Origin of the sequence: Hyphomicrobium sp. (assembly GCF_041674905.1) — a bacterium.
In the GTDB taxonomy this organism is placed as follows: Bacteria; Pseudomonadota; Alphaproteobacteria; order Rhizobiales; family Hyphomicrobiaceae; genus Hyphomicrobium_B.
This window is the reverse complement of record NZ_JBAYUV010000034.1, coordinates 20,642-38,720: the sequence shown is the minus strand read 5'-3', so window position 1 is coordinate 38,720 and position 18,079 is coordinate 20,642. Positions and strand designations below refer to the sequence as shown.

Sequence of the window (18,079 nt, the reverse complement as noted above, 5' to 3'; positions counted from 1 at the left end):
TGCGGTTCTATACCCAATCCCTAACTTTTTTGCGTAAACTGATAATTTCATAGCGCAAATATACGTAATAAATTTGTATATTCAAATATATATTTCTACATTTGCGCTATATTAATATGATACTGAATTGTAATTAAATCCATTTACGGGTTGATGATTTATAGAGAAAGCCCAATAAGCTATCCATTCATACCCTTCCGTAGGCGTATTTCCGTCATCTAAATAATTACCTTCTTCTTTTCTAATTATTTCAAAAGCAGGTAACGGATTTATGTGAAAATCAAGTCCTACAACTTTTTTTACTTTTTCAATCGCTTTCAATACAGATTCGTTATGTCTTGTTAGGACGCCAAACATTTCTTCGTTTAGTTTTTTAACTTCTTTTAATTCTATTCTTTTCATGGCTTGTGTGTTTTGGCTTGATTATTTTTTAACTAATAATTTGATATTGTCAGGATGAGTTTCGATTTCTTCTTTTGTCATAGGAACGACTTTATACATAAAAACTGCACCACCTTGTTGCGCGATAAACGCATGACATTCTTGTTCTGTTCCGTCAAAACATCCCTGTCCTTCTTCTTCGTGGTAGACTAAATCTAATACTAAATGTGTTTTCATAACTTGCGTGTTGTTTAAATGATTTAAAAAATTAATCCTTTGTGTTTTTCCCGATAAAACTGTTCTGTTTGACTTACGAGTGGTAAAACAAAATTATCTACAAATTGAGTAGGAGTTGTACCTTTTTTTCGTTCTTTTCGTATTAGTTTTTCGTTTTGGTTAATCTGCCACCATTTTAAGTTTCTAAGTCGTGCGTCCCGAAAATATTCTAATTTGAAATAATCATCAAAATCTTCATCCGTAGCAAGTTTCAAACTAACAACGTCCCTTTCATGTTTCAGTTCATTTTTAGCATTTAAAATTTCTTTTTCGGTATGGTTTGCAGTAGCGAAAAGGGTGAAATGACCTCCATTAGAACTCAAATCATAAGTGTATTGAATACCGTTTGATGTATATTCTTTCATGGCGTTTATTTTTTATCTGCTTTTAATTCGGGATATTTCTCTCTTTCGGATTCAAGATATTTATTGAACCACTTATTAGATTCTTTGTTGCAATCGTCAATAGTTTTTGTTGCAATTTTAATGTATGAGTTTTTCGTTTCTATTTCAGAACTCATACTATTTATGATTGAGTCTCTTTCGTGAACTTTTGTAAATAGAAAGAATAACGTGATAATGTTTGCGATAATCAATATGGTGTAATTCGCTTTAGTTTTCATATCTTTTGTGTGTTAAGTGATTTGATATACGCAAATGTAGAAAAAGAAAATGAACTGACCAAATAAATTTTTATATTTTTTCCAAAAAAATATTTAAGTGGCTGAAATTAAGCTACAAGAACTTCCAAAAGCAATAAATTACGCTTCGTACAATCCATTTACTAATCCTTCTAATTCAGTCAAATCTCTTATGCTTGTTTCAGCACCTTTCTTGGTTACATATTCAGCAACATTTAATATCATTTCAAGTTGCTTTGAATCAATTTTGTACCCAATCATATTGAGTGCTTTCACAATGTTTTTGTCTTTATCTTTAATTTCAGCCTTCATAAATTTTATTTATTTTAGGTTGATTATAAATTTCCCCAACATACCCATCTTTGCAACAAGCAACAATGTGTTTTACACCACTATTTATATGACAATAACAACTACATAATTGTCTGAATCCTCCCTCTATTATTTCGTATTCTATTTGCCAACAATCATCTATTTCAGCATATTCCAAACCAAACCTTTCTACTATCATTTCGGTTATTTGTCTTGTAGTGTGAGCAAATGGTAAAGTTTCGTGGTTATTATCTCCTGTAACGGCATATAGCCCGTTGAGCTTTATTAATTTTCCAATCATAAAAATAAATTATTTAATTGCATTTTATTTTTTTTTAGTCCAATCTTTTAATACGCTTTCTGCTTTTGAGTTCATGTATTTAATTGTTTTAAAATATAACACATAAAACAGAAGAGTCCCAAATATCCAAAATAGTATAAAATAATCAGAATAGAATATGTCCTTTGAATCTTGCGCTAAACATAGGGCAAGTATTATCGGGGAAAGTAACCAAAAAGGAATTGCTATGTTTCTATATCCAACAAGCAGAATTGCTAAGATAAAAAAAAGCAACCTATATAGTGACTTTATTTTTTCAATCAAATATCTTTTCATTTTTATCTTGTGTGTTGAGTGAGCAAATGTAATAAATATTTTGCAAAATACTAATTATTTAATCTTTATTTTTTAAACATAAAAAAAGACGATGCTACTCGTCTTAAATATGATTTTTTCTATTTGCAATTGAGTATTATAGTTGTCGTTGCTACGCCAATCCCTGAATGGTTTTTTAGCCTTTTAAAGTAGTCCTTCATCGGGGGATTTTTAATTAGGATTTACAGGTTGTTCGTCTCCTATGAATTGCATTTCTGCCGTATCATCATCTGAATATACGCCTTCAGTCCTCATAAATTCATCTCTTTTTTGTTGTGCTTCTTCCATCATTTTAGCTTCTTCTTCAGCTCGTTTTTCTAAAGCCGATTTATATCCGAAAAGTTTTTTTAACAATGTCTGAACAGAAAAAACAAACAGGACGGGGCTTGTGATACACAGAAATGTGAATCCGACAAAAAATCCAAGAGGACTCCAAATTCTTTTCCAAAATAACTGCATCTGTGCGCTCTGTTGATAGGTCATTTTCAGCACTTGAATCATTTCGTTTTTTTCCATTTTTTTCTTAAATCGCTTCCATTCTATAACGATGAAAATTGATTCGTAAAGAACGGTAAATGTCCAATAGCAGATAAGGATTAGCTTGATTGTTGGTGTCATTTTATTTTTATTTGTTGGTTAATTATTTGTTTTTTTTATACTTTTTCATTATTAAGGTAGTCCAAATCAATTTTTGTTAATTGAATAGGATTTTCTTTGATATATGTTTCGATTTCAATTTTACCTTCCTCAGAATCAAGATAGTTGTCTTTTTTAATATAGTCACTAAGACTTTGTGTTTTTCGATTCCCAATCAGCTTTCTTTTCACAATATCCTTAATTCTTTTTTCATCCGAAGGAATATGGCTCAATATTGCATTTGTAAGTTTTTCTCCTCTAAAGTTAGGAATAACACTATTTTTATAATCTTTCGGGTCAAATATTTTTATCTGAGTAGTGAAGTCGAAATTTTCATGGAACTCGTACCAATCTTTACATCTCATTTCCCATTCTCTTTTTGGCACGTTTTCATCCGCATCTTCTCCGTCTTGAGCGTACCAATCTTGGAAGCACTCTAAAAGGATTTTTCTATGCCCGTGAACAAGGCAATTTGGATTCATTAAAATTCTTTTTGCTTTTACCTCTAAAGATATATTTAAGTGAACGGTAAACTCATTAATAAAATTGGTTTCTGATAAAATTTTAGCCCCTTGAAAAAGAACGGAAAGAATAGGGTATTTTTCAGTATCTATTTTTTTTATTTTTTCAGCAAAGGTTTCATCATCGTTAATGACACGGAATAACAAACTATCTATTATTACCGATTTTTCACTTTCGTTCCTATCTGCGTGTTTTGTGATTAGATGAGCATATTCTTTTGCGACTTGATTTTCGGAGGCTTCCCGAAGCCGACCAATTCTTTTTTGTATCTCTTTTTGGATATAAGGAAAACCTTTAGTTGTCATTAATCCATCGTATGCTTTTAAACTCATGTTTTTAGTTATTTGCCGTTCTTAATTTTGTCAATCCACCCCATTTTTTCTCCTCTTTTTTTCCATTGAGAAAAGGTTTCTTTCTGTCGTTCATTCATTAATTTTGTTTGCTCCTTTTTATTTTTTACAACATGGAAAAAGCTATGTTTATTGCCTTTCGCTGAGACAAGACCTAAATCCATTAGTTCACTTATTCTTGCACTCGCTGTCTTTTCGGGAAAATCATACAAAATTAAGTTCTCTAAAGTCATTGGCTTTTCAAGTAACAACTTATATATTTTCGATTTGTCGGAATCAAATTTACCACTTTTAACTTCTTTAACAAATGCGTCTCTTTTTGCTATAATTATTTTTCTCATTTCCATTCTTTTTCAAAAGATTTAGGATTACATCGGATAGTAGATAAAGACACTCTTTTCATAAATTCTTCCTTTGTTATCAGTTCATTAAAATACGAGTGCGTAAAATCATTTCTGTTCCATCCGTCAGGACTTAATATCAAAAGATTCCACTCTATCGGAACTAAAGATTTCCATTCCTTATAAGTTTTCTTTTCCATTATTTATCTCTAAAAGAGCGATAAAATCGCTCGCTAAATCTTCGACAAAATCAGAATGATTAAATTTGTCAGAAACGCTGAGATTGTACTTTTTAACGTAATCTTGTGTTTTCATTTTGTGCTATTAAAATTTTGTGTATTTATGAAATTCAACTTCGCCTAAAACTATTTTTGGTCGGTTCGGGTTTGGCATCAAATAATCAACGGTCACTCCATAATATTTAGCGAACATTATTAAAAGCTCACTATCCATTTTAAGTTTACCATTTTCGTGTTTGTTTAACCACTCATGGCTTTTACCCATTCCTTTTGAGGCTTCCCGTAAACTTTCTCCTTTCATTTTTCGGGCTTCTTTTAACTTATATTTTAATGGCATAATTTTTAGATTTACAGAATAGTTTTTTCGAGTCTTTTTTGCAAATCATGTAAGTCTTTTTTTCTTACAATTGCTTCTTCATTAAATTCAGATTCACTAATTTGACCATTTGATAACCCTAATAAATAAGCAAAACTCACTTCTTTCCAAGAATATTTTCTTGCAATAGGAAATTCTTTGCTAATATCATTAAATACGCCATCAACTCTTTTTATCAAATAATTGTAATCCCTGTTCCTATCAGCCTGATACTTACTTAATTTCTTTTTATTTGAATTAAATACTTTGGCTGAATGTAGAATAGTTGCGTGGTCTTTATTCAATAACTCTCCAATTGCGATAGATGTATAGCGTTGTTTTTGCAATATGTATACGGCAACTGCTCTTTTTATTACGGCATCTTCTATTCTGCTTTTACTCTTCAGTAAATCCATATCGAGTTTTATTCCGCTTTGAAAGAATATTTTTTCGCAAAATTTCGTCATGTAAATTATTCTATCCTCTTTTTCCATTTCTTTATAATTTTTGTCTGTTTTGTTTTCGGGAGATATTTTCCAAAAGCCTTTCGTAATCTCCTGCGAATCGTTTGAACGACTCTCTATTCAAATCAACTAATTTTAATCTCCGCATGGGTTTGTCTTGCCACGTTTTAAAACATTTTGGAGTATTTTTTTTGAAGATTGAAGATAATGACCCTTTGATATTTCTATCGTAAGAATATAGTTTAAAAAACAATTCTTTGTTTCTGAATCCCACTAACAACGGTTCTATTGCAGATTTACCAAATCTATCTTTGACTGATTTTTCAAGTCTGTCTTCAAATATGATTCGGTTCTTATAGTAGGTTTGTTTTTTCATTTGATATATTTAAGCCATTAAACGAATATTAACTTCGTCTATTGATGCTATTTTGTTTTCTAAAAGGTGTATTAACATATTTGCCCTTGCAATAGCTTCAGTTTCGCCAAATCCTTTACACCATAATCCGTTTCCCTTATTTTCCATTCTTGAAGTCCATTTTGAAGAAGGAAATATATCTCCTTGCGCTGAAGGCATAGATGTTATTATGTAATTTGCGTTTTTATGAGTAATTGGACTCGGAATCATAACTCCTAATTCAGCAACAGTAAAAGCTGAGGTAGGACTCCCTGAAAAGTCGATACTTTTTTTTGGCATTACTCCCCATTTTTCCGAATAAGTATGATAGAATAGCGATTCTTGTTTGACTCCTAACTTTTTAAGTTTTTCGCCTTGCATTTCGTTGCAACATTGGTCTTCTAAATACATAGTTTTTAACATTTAATTTTAACATTTCCATTATCTTCTTTCTGCACTACAAACGACCCTATTCTGCCGTCCGTACAGTCCATACCTTCTACAATGAATCCTATGGCTTTGTGGTTTCCTCCTGACATTGAATATTCAATGTTTGGTCTCTCTTCAGGAAGGTCTTTGAATAATTCGTCATAAAACCCCTTAAAATCATCATGCACGGAGAAAAATGAATTGTTTTCATAAGCCTGTAAATTACCATCCAATTGCCTAACTAAAATTGTATCGCTTCCGAATATTCCGCTTTTTTTACGAACCTGAACTATTCTGCCAACCATTTGCCAATCTTCTTGTTTTCCTTGTACGGGGCAAGAAAGAACTATAGTGTTAAATCCGTGTTGTTCAGATTCTCGTTTGTAGTTACCGAGATGTGACTGTTCTATTTTTATGTCTTTATAATTCATGATTTCAGATAATTAAGTTGTTTTTGATTAAATATTGGGGGGCTATAGCTAAATTTGCTCGAAATAATTATTTACCCAATTTGCTTTTAAGCCAATAACGGTTGTATCTCTTAACGAGCCTAACATAATATCTTCATCGTCCATCCCTTTGAAAAATCCTGCATACGTTTCTTCGTTTTGCAAGTTTAAAACAACAACTCGACCTTCTTCACAGTTTTCTATTTCGTTGGTTTGTTTTAAAAGCATTTCGATTTCTTTTTTTCCTTCTTTGAAGTTTATTTCAACTTTTGCTGTTACGGTAGTTTCCATGATTATAGATTTTGTGTGCTAAACTAATTATACGCGAATGTAGATATAATTTTGAAATAAACAAGGGAAATAATAAATATTTTTGAAAATATTTATTTTGTGAGTAATTCTTTTTCGATTTTCTTTGCTTCCGAAAGCTTAATCCACCAACATTCACTTCCTTTTATTTTTTTTCTTCCTAATTTAAAAATTGGAGTCCAAATGAATCCGAACCCCATAAATCTAAAATCCACTCTTTCAGAACCTATGTATTCTCCGATACCCAAGAAGTCTTTTTGGTCTGTTGAATATATTTTAATTTTCGTTCCTTTTTTCATATCGTTTTTAAATTATTTCAGGAGATTGTGAAATTTTATTTGTCAAGAGCATGAGTCTTTTTATTTTAATTTTGGCATAAAGACCAATATCTTTAATTGCTTCGTAGTTTTCCTTTCCTTTGTTGCGGTCAACAATTTTGTCTATAAGACTATTGGTTTTATTAAGGATGTCAATTTCTTTTTCGGTCAAAATGGATTTCTTTTTCATGATTTTTATTTTAATAATCTTGCCTTGATTTGTAGTCGTTGCTTTTGGTTAGTTTTTTAATAACGAATTTTGACCTAAATGGTAAATATACGAATGTGTTTTCATTAGGTCTAACCACTTCTTTCCCTACGTTTTCGGTTACTATCCAATCTCTTGCGTCATTATCATCAAGAAAAAACATATTTTTATGAATTTCGTTCCCATGAATTATTACATAAATTTCATCCATATCTTAATTTATTGATTTCAACCATTTTTTATGTTCACTAACCTGTCGTTTCAAATCTACTTTATCATTCGTTAAACGAGCGACATAATAGTTTTTGTACAGGTCTAAAATTTCAAGTGCTGAGTTAAATATAAAGTCGTATTTTGAGTTAAGAACTGTATAGGCATAAAGTCCGAGTGTTTGTGGCTTCATTTGAGAAAAGGAATAATATAGAGCGTCCGACTTTAGAATTTGAGAAAACTCTGAAAAAAACTCTGAGTCACCACTATCAATTCTGTTTTTATGTTCGAGCAAAACAAAGTCTGCCATCCATTCGAGGGGATACAGAATAATCTCTCCTCCTAATCCTTTTAAAAACTCGTCAGGAAACCTACTTCTGTTGTTTCCGTAATTAATACTTGGAGCATGATTTTCTTTTCCTTTTTCTACTGCATCTAAAATATTATTTTTATATTCAGATTCAGGCATTTTATTTACCTCATTTAATGACAAAAATCCTGAAAGAAGAATCTTTTCTTCTCTATTTTTGCCTTTCATCCAATCTCTGTTCATTTTTCTTCTAATAAATATTTTATTTGTCCAAAAGCTTTATCAACGTCTTCTTTAAAAACCACATCAAAATTGGATGGGTAATAATCTCGTTGAAAGTTTCCTCCCGAAATCTGTATAGAAAACCAATTACCTCTATTAACTATTTCGCAATAAAGATTGTCTTTTACAAAAGATTTTGATATACCAAACTCTTTGTTGTGTTTCCTGTTTTCAATCGACTCTACAAATCCTAATTCACTGAGTCTTTTATATGTTTCTTTTTTCATTTTTTGAATAGAGATTGTCTTGTAAAAACTTTTTTGTAATCCTTTTTGAATAATCCTCTATAACAGGCAAAAATTTCCTCCTTCGGAAACACATCGTTTTCATCATCAAATTGCACTATAAGCAACGTTCCGTTTTCTATTTTCAAGCAACATCCTTCCGCAAAACCATCGGCTACATACAAGCCGTCTTTGTTAAATATTTCTTCAAAAGTCATTTTTTAGGGTTTTATTTGAAATATAATTAAAAATTTTCAGATTAGTTTATCGGTGTGACTGCCGAAATAAAATGCGCTTCACTTATTCGATTTCCCACCTGAATATCACAAACTCTATCAGTGTATCCAAAATAACTTTTGTAGTCGTAGATTTTTTTCACTATTCCGATTGGGTAGTGTTTCGGGTTTTCTCCCGAATAATCTTTATCTAAAAAAGCTTGATGACAATCGTAAAATTTAACGGAATCACCTATTGAAATAGAGTTATTCTTTTTTTGTGTCATTTCTTTCTGAATCTAAAATCTCGAACATTTTTTTTAATCTTTCCTTATTTTGTTCTGTTTGGGCATGACTCAATAATTTCACCCAACCTACAATAGCATTCCGTTTAGAACGGACTGTAGTTAAGTAGTATTTTAATGATGTTTCGTCAGCTACTAATTCGCTTGAAAATAAATATTTAGATTCGTAACGAGCTATGCACCATAAAATAAGAAGAAATACAAAGTCAGGAGTGATACATTTATGTTTTAGTATTTTTTTGTCCAATTCAATTATTCCTGTTGAATTAGAGACTCTCGCTCCTGTCTTGTTATGAACACCCTTATCTTTAATCTGACTAAGGTATTTAATTTTATAAGTTTCTGCATTCGAGACATAATCTCCGACTCTTAATTTTGTATATGAATCGGAGAACTCTTTAGCAAATTCCAATAACTCTTCGTTTGGTTTGAAAGAATAATTCGCAGAGGTTTCTTCATACACGTATTGGTATTTTGTGTTTGCTTTCGCAGTTTTTACAGTTAATTTTTTCATAGTTTTAGATGTGTTTTATGAATTCAGAATATAAATATATTACTGCAATTGTCAGTACGGTAATTACAAATGAAAAAAAAGCAATAGTAAATAATGCACCAAAGAACATGTTTATAAATTTTTTCATTTTTTTTGTTAGTTTTAATTAATAACTTCGTCTCCTACTGTTTCTAAAACAGGCTCTGTACGGATTGTTAATCTACAAGTTCTTTGACGTATCCTATATCTTCGTATGAGTTTTAAAACAATCCGCTCAAGTTTTGGTAATTTATTTCTTTTTAAATGTCTTACTAAATTTATTTTTTATTCATTTTTTTTTTGATATTCTTTCGTCTTTTCTTCTCTCTTGCCTATTTTTTGAAGGGAAAAATGTTGGCTCTTGCAAGAAGTCAATCTTATGATTTGTTAAAATAGGGAGAATAGGCTCTTTATTTTCTACTGAATCTTTGATTGGAGATATGATTGTCACACTTCGTTTCATATTGATGCTTTCTCTTACCAAAGTAGAAGCCGCTCCTATACCTCCGATGCCACAGACAACAATAATTGGTTTTAAAAAGTGGCTTTCAATATCTTTCATGAAATCTGAAAAATGCGAATCAAATAACCCTTCTTTATCTTCAAAAAATCCTCTGCGATAAAAATTAGAAGCTATCTCATGAAGCATTTCTCTATCCATACATCTAACGTATTTAGCGACTTTTTCATCGAAATTATTGTCCTTCATTTTTTTAAGCTTTTATTTGTTGTCAAGCAACTTTCCTTGTTCGTGTAACGATTGCAGTCCTAACACGTTTATTTTATGCTGTATTGCGTTTTCAACCTCTAACTTCGCTTCATGCACAACTTCGTCCATAGTATCCTGAAAACATTCTGCAAAAAATGGAATATTGCCCGATATTTCTTGAGTAAGCCATTCAAGATGTGTGGTTAAATTATGAATATCGTCTTTGCTTAAAGTTTTCTTTTTTACAATTTCCTTTGCTTCCTGTTGTTTACTTTTCAATTTGTCAGCAAAAATTTTCATTCGTTCCTCAAATTTTCGATGAACAAATTCTTTTCTGCTTTCCTGTATAGGTAAATCGGCAACTTTTTTTCCGTCAACTCTTTCAATTGTACAACAAACTCCTGAACCGATATTCATTGATGTAATAAGTTCTGAAAATTGCCCACTTGACATTCTGATTTTCATTATGGGAATACCTACATTATAGTATCTATCCCGACTCAACTCTCTTATTATTTCAGAATTATTAACTTCCATTGTTATGTAATGGTCTTGAGGAAGTTCTGAACCGTAAAATTTTTGGCTTGGATTACAATTAACTCTACTAAAAGATATTTGACCGAAGCTTTCGTGTGCCGTTCTTTCTTCTTTTTCCATGACTTATTTGTTTTTAATTTTGTTGTGCCAATTTATAAATCCGACAGTAGCCAACCATGTTTTTTCTAATTCCATACGGATGAGATGTCTTTTAATTTTGCCTAATTCATTCACAAATGTTACTGCGGAATCATTCACTAAAATTCCATCTTCAATTTTTAGTTCTTTTAGCTTTTGGATAACGGGGATTAGTGCGTCCCATGACTCGTGATATTCTAAAAAATCTACGTTTAACACAAAACCATTATTGTCAGCGTTAGCCCATTCGTCATAATTACCTTTTTTTGCTGCCTTACAACCAAATGGTAGATTAAATTTCGTGTCGTTATTGAAAATCTCTACTCCTAAAAATTTCGCTATAATGATATTGTTTTTGACAATTTCTTCTATTTCCATAACGTGTGATTTTAAATAGATGATTTTTTACGTCCATCCCAATATCGAGTAGCTATTGTGTTTTCTCTAATTTGGTCATTTACCAATTGAATGGGTACAAAGTCAGGACAAGAAATCCAAGATTTAAAACATATACTTACAGCCTTTTTAATGGTTTCTAAGATTTTGTTTAAATCTGATTCGTGAGCATGAAAACATATTTTTGAATAAACCTTTGCTCCGTACCAATCCCAACGCTCAAACCAAATAGAATATCCGTATTCACCGTCTTTCCACCCCATATCTGTTAATTGGTCATTAGAAGACCATCCTAACTTAGTCATTTCTAATCTTATTTGAATAGGGTCTTTCAATGAAAGAATTTCCGTTAACGTAGTACTTATGTCTTTGATTGTGTTCATGGCTTGTGTGTTAAACAAATTAGATACGCAAACGTATAGCTAATTTTTGAGAAAAACAAGAAATAATTAATATTTTTTAAGATAAATATTTTATTTGTTTCTTAGCTCGTTAATATCAACAGCTAAACCTTTTTCAATTAGTCCGAAAACATCAAAATGCCATTCAAATAGTTTTTGAAAAAGTAATAATTGATTAAAAACAAAGCAATTTGCATCTGCTTTTTTACCATCAAATCCTCTCAGACAATTAAAAGATAAATTTTTATTGTCATAATGAAATGTATAATCGTGACCAAGACTTACATGGTCATTCATTAGTTTTATTTTTGTGTTTTTCGGAGAAGCTAACTTTGCAAGTTCAATTAACGGCACAAACTTTTTACCGTCTTTTTCTATCTCTTTTGCAAGGTCGGAAAGTATGCGAAGGATTGGCTTAAAATATTCTGTTTCGTTTTGAAACAAGCGGTAATCGTCTACGCCAATCTGCATTATATCTCCCTTATATATATGATTATAACCATCTCCAATAGTACATATTTGATTAGTCGTGCAAATTGCCTTTAGATTGTATGGAAGATAAGGTGCGAGATATTTTAGTTCGAGTGTTTCCATGATTTATAGCTTTATGAAATTAATAGATTTTGAACTCCTAATAAATTCAGCAAAAGCACAATTGTCTTTTTTCATACTCTCTTCGAGTCCTTTGTAGTTGTCCGTTTTAAAATAAAAGCCCCTGTAGTTTCGGTGACTATTGAATCTTGACCGCAATTCCAAATTACGGATAAAACTCAAATCTTTATCGGTTTTTATTTCTTTGAACGCTTCAACGAAATGTTTTCCTCCGTCTATACAGATTGTCCCAAAAACTAAAGTCGGTTTGCTTTCACTTTCGTTTTCTAAATCAGTTCTTCTTTTTAACTCTGCGAGTATTTCGGTAGTTGATAGTTTTGATATTTCCATTATTTCTTGTTTTTATCTTCATGGAGCGAAAAACCCCTATTCCCTTTAGGGTAGGGGATGAAAGCGACTCCTTTTTCAACTTTCATTTTGATTGATATTTAGTTTTTCAATGCTTGTAATCCACGTTTTTCTTGCGCTAATCCGTTTCATTTCTGAGAATTTCGGTATTGGTTTTAGAGCTATTTTGTCACCATTAATATCCATTAAAATAGCATATCCACTTGACATTCTACCTTTGATAAAATACTCTTTTCCAATGTACTTAACCTTGTCAAATTTCCTAAATCCCATAATTTTTCTCACAGGAATTATTTGTTCGGAACGTATCCCTTTTCGCAGTTGAAAATCACCGTCAGCGATACATTTTTTAAAGATTACGCCTTCGATTTTGAAGTTCACATTATCGCAACATTCGTTTGCAATAGCCACAGCATCAAAATAATGACCTTTTGGTAAGTTCATAATTTGGCGATTTTCTTTTGTGATAAAGCCAAAAGTTTCTTTTGCTTCGGGTAAAGTTTTCAAAAGTTGTTTTCGGATGCTATTCATTTGCGTTGCGTGATTCAAATTTCCTTTTTTCTTACCACTTAATTTCAAATCAATTACTTCATTATGAACTCCATCGTGACAGGTTTTGCAAAGTGTAATCAGATTGTCATGTTCGTCTGAACCGTTATTTTTACGAAATATAATATGATGAACTTCTAACCTTTTTTCTTTTGACTTACAACCTTTGTTTTGACAAGTATAACTATCTCTGTTTAAAATAAATGCTTTTGTATTTGCATAGCCATAATTAATTCCTTGCTGATACAAAGTCAAATTTTCTAAAACTTCGGGATTTTTCAAAGCATGAGGGTCGAAAGTAGCAGTTTCGATTATCACATTTTTGATTGGCAAAATGGATTTTACGAAATTAATTTCTTTCAAATGACAGTTGATTTTGCTCACCATTGTTGGCGAAAATCTTCCGTTTTTGATGCTATTTTTTCGGTTTAGCCATCTTGCTTGACGATACCTTGTTTTTCTGTTTCTACGACTTCTGCGATATTTTGCCCGTTGTTTTAATTTTTCTGAAATGTCGTTTCTTATTTCGACTTCAGAAAGATAAATAACTTCGCTTTTGTCGTTCACAACCGAACTTCCTATTTTTGAACTTCCTGAATCAATTCCGAGCGTTAAATTTTGGACGTAATTAGTTGAATCATAATTTAATTGAATAGTAAAAGGCGAAGTTTTTCTCACTTTTGCCTTATTTTGTTTAAGCAAAAGTCTACCGATTGCCGAACAACATGGCATTAGTGGGACTCCTTTTTTGCTTAAAACGAAAACCATTTTTTCTCCTTTTTTTTCTTTACTATTCAGATTCATTTCTGAATAAATACTCTGCTTTTCAGCAGGTTTTGCGTATTTTAACTCTGTGACCGAGTTAAAAATCCGACTTCAACTCGACAAAGATAATCGGGATTTCATGCTTAATTCACCGAACTTTTCCTTTAGTTCTTCTTAAAATTAAGCGACAGTTTTTTTGGTCTGTTGCGTCAACCAAATGTGTCATATTCCCAACTATCGTAGCTCCTTTTTCAAGGGCTTAGTCTTGTGAACTTAGCTTCTTTAGAAGCCCCTATCCCTTTAGGGTAGGTGGTAGTTCACATTTAACAATGTCGATTAATATTTTCAAACACATAAATCGTGCTTCTTTTCGGGTTTTGATTTCGTGTCCGTCTGCAAAGAATTTTTTACCATTTTCGTAAATTGTGAATTTGAACCAACTAAAGTCCTCTACTCTTTGAATCACTCCTTCTAAACCGTATTTATTTTCAAAAAAATCAAATGCCTGTTGGTATGTCGGGGCGGTGCAACAGTCATTGGTTAATATGTTCTTAACAAACATTGAATTACATTTATGTTTGATAGGTGTAACGTATCCATCGTTCATAGCAAAACTGAAACCTAATTTTTTATTCTCAAAAAGTCCAAGACAAGGCTCGTCAAATCCAAATTCTTTCATGTCGAAAGATTCTTGATATTCACAAAATTGCTCTTCCATCTCCGATGCTTTATTTGTATTCATAACCTGTTATTTTTTGGTATATAATTTAATCAATTCTTGTTTTTCTTTTCTTCCTTTTTTGTTATTTTTAGGTAGTTTACAAGCATTCCCGAAGTTCACTAACTCTAAGTTGTGGTGAGGGCATTTCGTACTCGCTACAAACATATTTTGATTTTGATTTCTTTTTAAATTGAAAGGAGTAGCCCAATTTCGAGAAGTGTAGTTACAATTTTCGTGAGGACAAACAAAATTAGTTTTTAAACGCATACCTTTCCCTGATGTGTCACAATTGCTCCCATACTGAATCCTTATTTGAGGAAATTCTTTCGGAAATGTAGGTGGTGTTTTCTTTTTCATGATTTATGTTTATTAGTCGTTCAAATCCTCCGTTTAGTCTTGATTAGCTTTTTCAATTTCTTTAGTCAATTTCTCTTCTAAATCTCCCAATTGCTTTAATACCGTTTTAATAATTGATATTGCGTCTTCAGCACAAGCGGATAAATCAATAGGAATTCTGAGTCCTTTATAATTATAGAGTCCTTCTTGAACTTGACCTCTTTGCGTGTATGGAGTTAAATCAAAAGTATTTGCGATAGCAGTTAATTTTGTGTAATCTCTTTTTGAATCTTTCATGACATAATACTTTTATGTGTGTTAAATAATTAATTATTACACAAATGTATAACTAAATTTTGAATAAACAAAAAAAATAATAAATATTTTTAAAAATAAATATTTATCGCATAAAAAAGGAGGTACTACGTGGTGTGTTTCCCTCCTAATTTCTCGGTGTTTAGTGGAAGTTTAGCCACTTCCCTATTTAATTATGCGTTTTTGACAGCAACACATAACTACTGATTAAAAATAAGGTGTCAGTTTTTTTTGTTCACCAAGTCAGTTTTTTATCTGTTTTTAAAATGCGAAGTTCCATGTTGTTTATTTTACATTTTCTTTTCCCCAAATCACACCTTCTTTAAATCCATTGAAGTATTGATTTTGTCCCCATGCGACAACCTCTTGCGAAAGATTTTCGCAATTCACTTTTTTTGAATTTTCAAAAGCGATTTCGTTTAACTTGGATTCAAAATCATTTTTTCGACCATTTTTCAATTTTAAGGGTAAACCACATTGGTCACAAATATATTTTGCTGTATTTTTATGGCAAAAATATGCGCCACTACAATATTCTTGTTCTACTTCTTTATTTTCAGGAGAAAGCATTTTAGAAGTTTTTTGATGGAGTCTGTCCATTATAAATTTAATGTCATGACTAAAATGTTTTTGAAAAACAAATGCAAAATCGTCAATTAAGCTATCTAACATTTCATGGACAATAGTATCACTTTTTTTCTTTTCAGGATTGATTTCTTGTTTTTTTGGATTAGAAGGGCAAGTTTTGTCTTCCCCATATTTGCAGCTATTTTTATATTCTCCCTGAAAACAATGCTCTAAATGAACTAAAATTTTATCATTTTTCCTTTTGTTTTCACTGAGTGCCAAAAGAAATTCTGCGTCAAATACAATCACTACTTCATTATTGACTGTTTTAGGACTCATAATCTCAATATCGGTTTCCGAAAACTGCTGTTGAATATAGTGTTTTTCCATTTGTAATTTAACCGTAGGAAGTACATTGAAATAGTTGTAATAATGTACGATATAATCTACATCTTTTTCACCGACTAAATAATGATTCGGAAATAGTTCTTTTGAGTTGGAAGCCACAATTTTTTTAAGATATTGGTATTGTAGAGATTTTTTATTATGGATAACAACATCATTAGCAATATAAATTTCGTCAAATTGTGAATCGTGAACTAAATCATTTTCTTTGATTTCGGAGTCGTCAGTTATAACAAGTATTTGATTCAGAAAGTAGTCGGAAGGGTATACTTCGACATGTTTTGTGAGAGATAAAGCTCCTGATAGATAGTCGCCTATCTTTTTCTTTAACATTGCAAGATTAGTCACTTTCTCTGTAGGTACTAAATGAAATTCGTGTTTTGTTTCCATAGCTTGATTTTGTGTGTTAAGTGCAAATATAATTAATATTTTAGAAGGTACAAAATATTTTGATTATAATTTCACAAAAGTTCCATTTTCAAAATACCATTTTGCTTTTTGCAAGTTGAATTTTCTCGGCTCTTCTTCTCCGAAAATCTCCATCGTTATAGAATTTTCGGTTAATTCAACATGGGTTATTGTAACTACACCAACGAATAAGCTACTTGTGAATTGGACTCCGACTAATGGCGACATATTTTATTTTTTAATTGGTGGATTGTAATTGAGTATTAGCCAATCTTCAAAGCAAAGGGGCTGTCCTAATTTATATCCTCCTTCTGATTGATAAGGAATTAGATATTTTTGATAATTTTGTTTGACTTCTTTCCAAGTGTCTTGACTTTTGAATTGCCAATCTGAATCTACTTATATTTAACTTGCTCCAATAATTTTGATTTAGCTTTATTTAAAGATTCTGCATAACAAATTATTTCATTGGATAGGTAGCCTTCTTTTAATCTGTCGAGATTAATCCCGTATGCTTTTTCTTTAAAAATGTAGGTTTCTTTTTCCATAACTTATTTTTTAAATTGTTCAAACCATTTTTCTATTGAAATATGTGGTTTCCCTGTCATAACATATTCGCTAATAATGTACTCAGTATGTTTGTATAATATGCTTATAACTTCTTCGTTAGCATGAGTCTTTTTCTTCATCCATTCAGCCCCTTCGCTAAATCCGTTTATAATCCCATTCATATATTCAGAGAATCCTTCTGCGCTAAAATCTTTATGGTTAGAAGTGTATTCAACGGCAGCATCACAAATCTCGTCAATGTCATTTTTTAATCGTCTCATTTCGCCTCTTTTGACAAGTCGCTCGATGGTTTTAATATCAGGTTTAGAGTTGTAAAACCTATCCTTGTGAGGAATATCGAGTTGCTGTTCTAATTCATACATTTCCTCTTCGGTTTTGTCTTTTTTCCAATTAATGACCACGTTATTATCATTAACTTTTATTTTAGTTGTAAAAGTAGGATAAGCAGTGTGTCCTGAACCTCCTATATGCTCTTCTTCTTCAAAGGTTTCTAAATCTATTTCGGGTAGTTTTTCATGTGTGTTGTAATAGTCCGTGATTATCACAATATCCTCTTTGTTAATGAGTGAATTAGGAGTAATTTCTTTTGAGTTTGATGCTATTATTTTTTTAGCATTAAAAGAAAAACGCTCTATATCGTCATTGCCATACAAACAATAATCTTCTTCAGAACCTACAAGGTAATCAAGTTCGACTATGACAGAACCACAACGAAAGAAGTCTCCTTTATTCCAATCGCTTTTTTTTCTTTCTAAATTATCGGCAATAATTAGAAAATGTTTATTTGTGCGTCTATGGTTTTTGTGTTCGTCAAAAAATTTAATCCCACAATCTTCAGAAAAAAGTAATCTGCCAAAATCCTTGTCAAATTCGTTATCTTCGATTATAAGGTTACTTGGATTCAGGGTTTTGATTAAATGTAATTTGTATTGTGTTTTCATTTGTAT

The 18,079-nt window shown here is 31.3% G+C and carries 32 protein-coding genes; all 32 read right to left on the bottom strand.

The window, feature by feature from the left end; all coding sequences use genetic code 11:
• Positions 1–111: 111 nt before the first annotated feature.
• A complete protein-coding gene (locus tag WC026_RS13375) occupies positions 112–402 on the bottom strand; it encodes a hypothetical protein (RefSeq protein WP_372711511.1) in 291 nt (96 codons plus the stop codon).
• Between the two features lie 21 nt (positions 403–423).
• Positions 424–618, bottom strand: coding sequence for a hypothetical protein (locus WC026_RS13370; protein WP_372711510.1), 195 nt, complete (start codon positions 616–618; stop codon positions 424–426).
• Positions 619–641: 23 nt separating this feature from the next.
• Positions 642–1,022, bottom strand: a complete 381-nt coding sequence (locus WC026_RS13365; protein ID WP_372711509.1) for a hypothetical protein — start codon at positions 1,020–1,022, stop codon at positions 642–644.
• A gap of 395 nt (positions 1,023–1,417) precedes the next feature.
• A complete protein-coding gene (locus tag WC026_RS13360) occupies positions 1,418–1,609 on the bottom strand; it encodes a hypothetical protein (protein ID WP_372711508.1) in 192 nt (63 codons plus the stop codon).
• The gene (locus tag WC026_RS13355; RefSeq protein ID WP_372711507.1) at positions 1,599–1,910 is read right to left on the bottom strand and encodes a hypothetical protein; all 312 of its coding nucleotides are present in this window, start codon (positions 1,908–1,910) and stop codon (positions 1,599–1,601) included. Before WC026_RS13355 ends, WC026_RS13360 begins: the two co-directional genes overlap by 11 nt.
• A 525-nt stretch (positions 1,911–2,435) precedes the next feature.
• On the bottom strand, positions 2,436–2,882 hold the full coding sequence (locus tag WC026_RS13350) for a hypothetical protein (RefSeq protein WP_372711506.1): 447 nt from the start codon (positions 2,880–2,882) through the stop codon (positions 2,436–2,438).
• A 35-nt stretch (positions 2,883–2,917) separates the two neighbouring features.
• Positions 2,918–3,754 (bottom strand): hypothetical protein, encoded by an 837-nt coding sequence (locus WC026_RS13345; RefSeq protein ID WP_372711505.1) that lies wholly within the window; start codon positions 3,752–3,754, stop codon positions 2,918–2,920.
• An 8-nt stretch (positions 3,755–3,762) separates the two neighbouring features.
• Positions 3,763–4,119 (bottom strand): hypothetical protein, encoded by a 357-nt coding sequence (locus WC026_RS13340; protein WP_372711504.1) that lies wholly within the window; start codon positions 4,117–4,119, stop codon positions 3,763–3,765.
• Positions 4,120–4,437: 318 nt separating this feature from the next.
• Positions 4,438–4,689 carry a helix-turn-helix domain-containing protein gene (locus WC026_RS13335; RefSeq protein ID WP_372711503.1) on the bottom strand — a complete coding sequence of 84 codons (252 nt, stop codon included), beginning with the start codon at positions 4,687–4,689 and terminating at the stop codon, positions 4,438–4,440.
• 11 nt (positions 4,690–4,700) lie between these two features.
• On the bottom strand, positions 4,701–5,201 hold the full coding sequence (locus tag WC026_RS13330; protein WP_372711502.1) for a helix-turn-helix domain-containing protein: 501 nt from the start codon (positions 5,199–5,201) through the stop codon (positions 4,701–4,703).
• 355 nt (positions 5,202–5,556) lie between these two features.
• Complete coding sequence (locus tag WC026_RS13325) at positions 5,557–5,988, bottom strand: hypothetical protein (protein WP_372711501.1); 432 nt, start codon at positions 5,986–5,988, stop codon at positions 5,557–5,559.
• Positions 5,982–6,425 (bottom strand): hypothetical protein, encoded by a 444-nt coding sequence (locus tag WC026_RS13320; protein ID WP_372711500.1) that lies wholly within the window; start codon positions 6,423–6,425, stop codon positions 5,982–5,984. The genes WC026_RS13325 and WC026_RS13320 overlap by 7 nt, the downstream gene beginning before the upstream one ends.
• 48 nt (positions 6,426–6,473) lie before the next feature.
• The gene (locus tag WC026_RS13315; protein ID WP_372711499.1) at positions 6,474–6,734 is read right to left on the bottom strand and encodes a hypothetical protein; all 261 of its coding nucleotides are present in this window, start codon (positions 6,732–6,734) and stop codon (positions 6,474–6,476) included.
• A gap of 92 nt (positions 6,735–6,826) precedes the next feature.
• Positions 6,827–7,051, bottom strand: coding sequence for a hypothetical protein (locus tag WC026_RS13310; protein WP_372711498.1), 225 nt, complete (start codon positions 7,049–7,051; stop codon positions 6,827–6,829).
• Positions 7,052–7,058: 7 nt separating this feature from the next.
• Positions 7,059–7,259: a hypothetical protein gene (locus tag WC026_RS13305; protein ID WP_372711497.1), complete on the bottom strand. Its 201-nt coding sequence runs from the start codon at positions 7,257–7,259 to the stop codon at positions 7,059–7,061.
• Positions 7,260–7,491: 232 nt separating this feature from the next.
• Positions 7,492–8,040 carry a hypothetical protein gene (locus tag WC026_RS13300; RefSeq protein WP_372711496.1) on the bottom strand — a complete coding sequence of 183 codons (549 nt, stop codon included), beginning with the start codon at positions 8,038–8,040 and terminating at the stop codon, positions 7,492–7,494.
• Positions 8,037–8,306, bottom strand: coding sequence for a hypothetical protein (locus tag WC026_RS13295; protein WP_372711495.1), 270 nt, complete (start codon positions 8,304–8,306; stop codon positions 8,037–8,039). The genes WC026_RS13300 and WC026_RS13295 overlap by 4 nt, the downstream gene beginning before the upstream one ends.
• Entirely contained in the window at positions 8,303–8,521 is a 219-nt protein-coding gene (locus tag WC026_RS13290) for a hypothetical protein (protein ID WP_372711494.1), read from the bottom strand. Before WC026_RS13290 ends, WC026_RS13295 begins: the two co-directional genes overlap by 4 nt.
• 264 nt (positions 8,522–8,785) lie before the next feature.
• The gene (locus WC026_RS13285) at positions 8,786–9,337 is read right to left on the bottom strand and encodes a hypothetical protein (protein WP_372711493.1); all 552 of its coding nucleotides are present in this window, start codon (positions 9,335–9,337) and stop codon (positions 8,786–8,788) included.
• A gap of 307 nt (positions 9,338–9,644) precedes the next feature.
• Positions 9,645–10,064, bottom strand: a complete 420-nt coding sequence (locus tag WC026_RS13280; protein WP_372711492.1) for a hypothetical protein — start codon at positions 10,062–10,064, stop codon at positions 9,645–9,647.
• Between the two features lie 12 nt (positions 10,065–10,076).
• Positions 10,077–10,721, bottom strand: a complete 645-nt coding sequence (locus WC026_RS13275; RefSeq protein WP_372711491.1) for a hypothetical protein — start codon at positions 10,719–10,721, stop codon at positions 10,077–10,079.
• Positions 10,722–10,724: 3 nt separating this feature from the next.
• Positions 10,725–11,117 carry a hypothetical protein gene (locus WC026_RS13270; RefSeq protein WP_372711490.1) on the bottom strand — a complete coding sequence of 131 codons (393 nt, stop codon included), beginning with the start codon at positions 11,115–11,117 and terminating at the stop codon, positions 10,725–10,727.
• An 11-nt stretch (positions 11,118–11,128) separates the two neighbouring features.
• Positions 11,129–11,518 (bottom strand): hypothetical protein, encoded by a 390-nt coding sequence (locus tag WC026_RS13265; RefSeq protein WP_372711489.1) that lies wholly within the window; start codon positions 11,516–11,518, stop codon positions 11,129–11,131.
• 90 nt (positions 11,519–11,608) lie between these two features.
• Positions 11,609–12,130 (bottom strand): hypothetical protein, encoded by a 522-nt coding sequence (locus tag WC026_RS13260; RefSeq protein WP_372711488.1) that lies wholly within the window; start codon positions 12,128–12,130, stop codon positions 11,609–11,611.
• A gap of 3 nt (positions 12,131–12,133) precedes the next feature.
• The gene (locus tag WC026_RS13255; protein WP_372711487.1) at positions 12,134–12,478 is read right to left on the bottom strand and encodes a hypothetical protein; all 345 of its coding nucleotides are present in this window, start codon (positions 12,476–12,478) and stop codon (positions 12,134–12,136) included.
• A 75-nt stretch (positions 12,479–12,553) separates the two neighbouring features.
• On the bottom strand, positions 12,554–13,849 hold the full coding sequence (gene iscB, locus WC026_RS13250; protein ID WP_372711486.1) for an RNA-guided endonuclease IscB: 1,296 nt from the start codon (positions 13,847–13,849) through the stop codon (positions 12,554–12,556).
• A 253-nt stretch (positions 13,850–14,102) separates the two neighbouring features.
• Entirely contained in the window at positions 14,103–14,552 is a 450-nt protein-coding gene (locus WC026_RS13245; RefSeq protein ID WP_372711485.1) for a hypothetical protein, read from the bottom strand.
• Positions 14,553–14,558: 6 nt separating this feature from the next.
• Positions 14,559–14,888, bottom strand: coding sequence for a hypothetical protein (locus WC026_RS13240; RefSeq protein ID WP_372711484.1), 330 nt, complete (start codon positions 14,886–14,888; stop codon positions 14,559–14,561).
• Positions 14,889–14,921: 33 nt separating this feature from the next.
• Positions 14,922–15,164 carry a hypothetical protein gene (locus WC026_RS13235; protein ID WP_372711483.1) on the bottom strand — a complete coding sequence of 81 codons (243 nt, stop codon included), beginning with the start codon at positions 15,162–15,164 and terminating at the stop codon, positions 14,922–14,924.
• Between the two features lie 303 nt (positions 15,165–15,467).
• Positions 15,468–16,544 (bottom strand): hypothetical protein, encoded by a 1,077-nt coding sequence (locus WC026_RS13230; RefSeq protein WP_372711482.1) that lies wholly within the window; start codon positions 16,542–16,544, stop codon positions 15,468–15,470.
• Between the two features lie 413 nt (positions 16,545–16,957).
• Entirely contained in the window at positions 16,958–17,110 is a 153-nt protein-coding gene (locus WC026_RS13225) for a hypothetical protein (protein WP_372711481.1), read from the bottom strand.
• A 3-nt stretch (positions 17,111–17,113) separates the two neighbouring features.
• Positions 17,114–18,073 (bottom strand): hypothetical protein, encoded by a 960-nt coding sequence (locus tag WC026_RS13220; protein ID WP_372711480.1) that lies wholly within the window; start codon positions 18,071–18,073, stop codon positions 17,114–17,116.
• Positions 18,074–18,079: the final 6 nt, after the last annotated feature.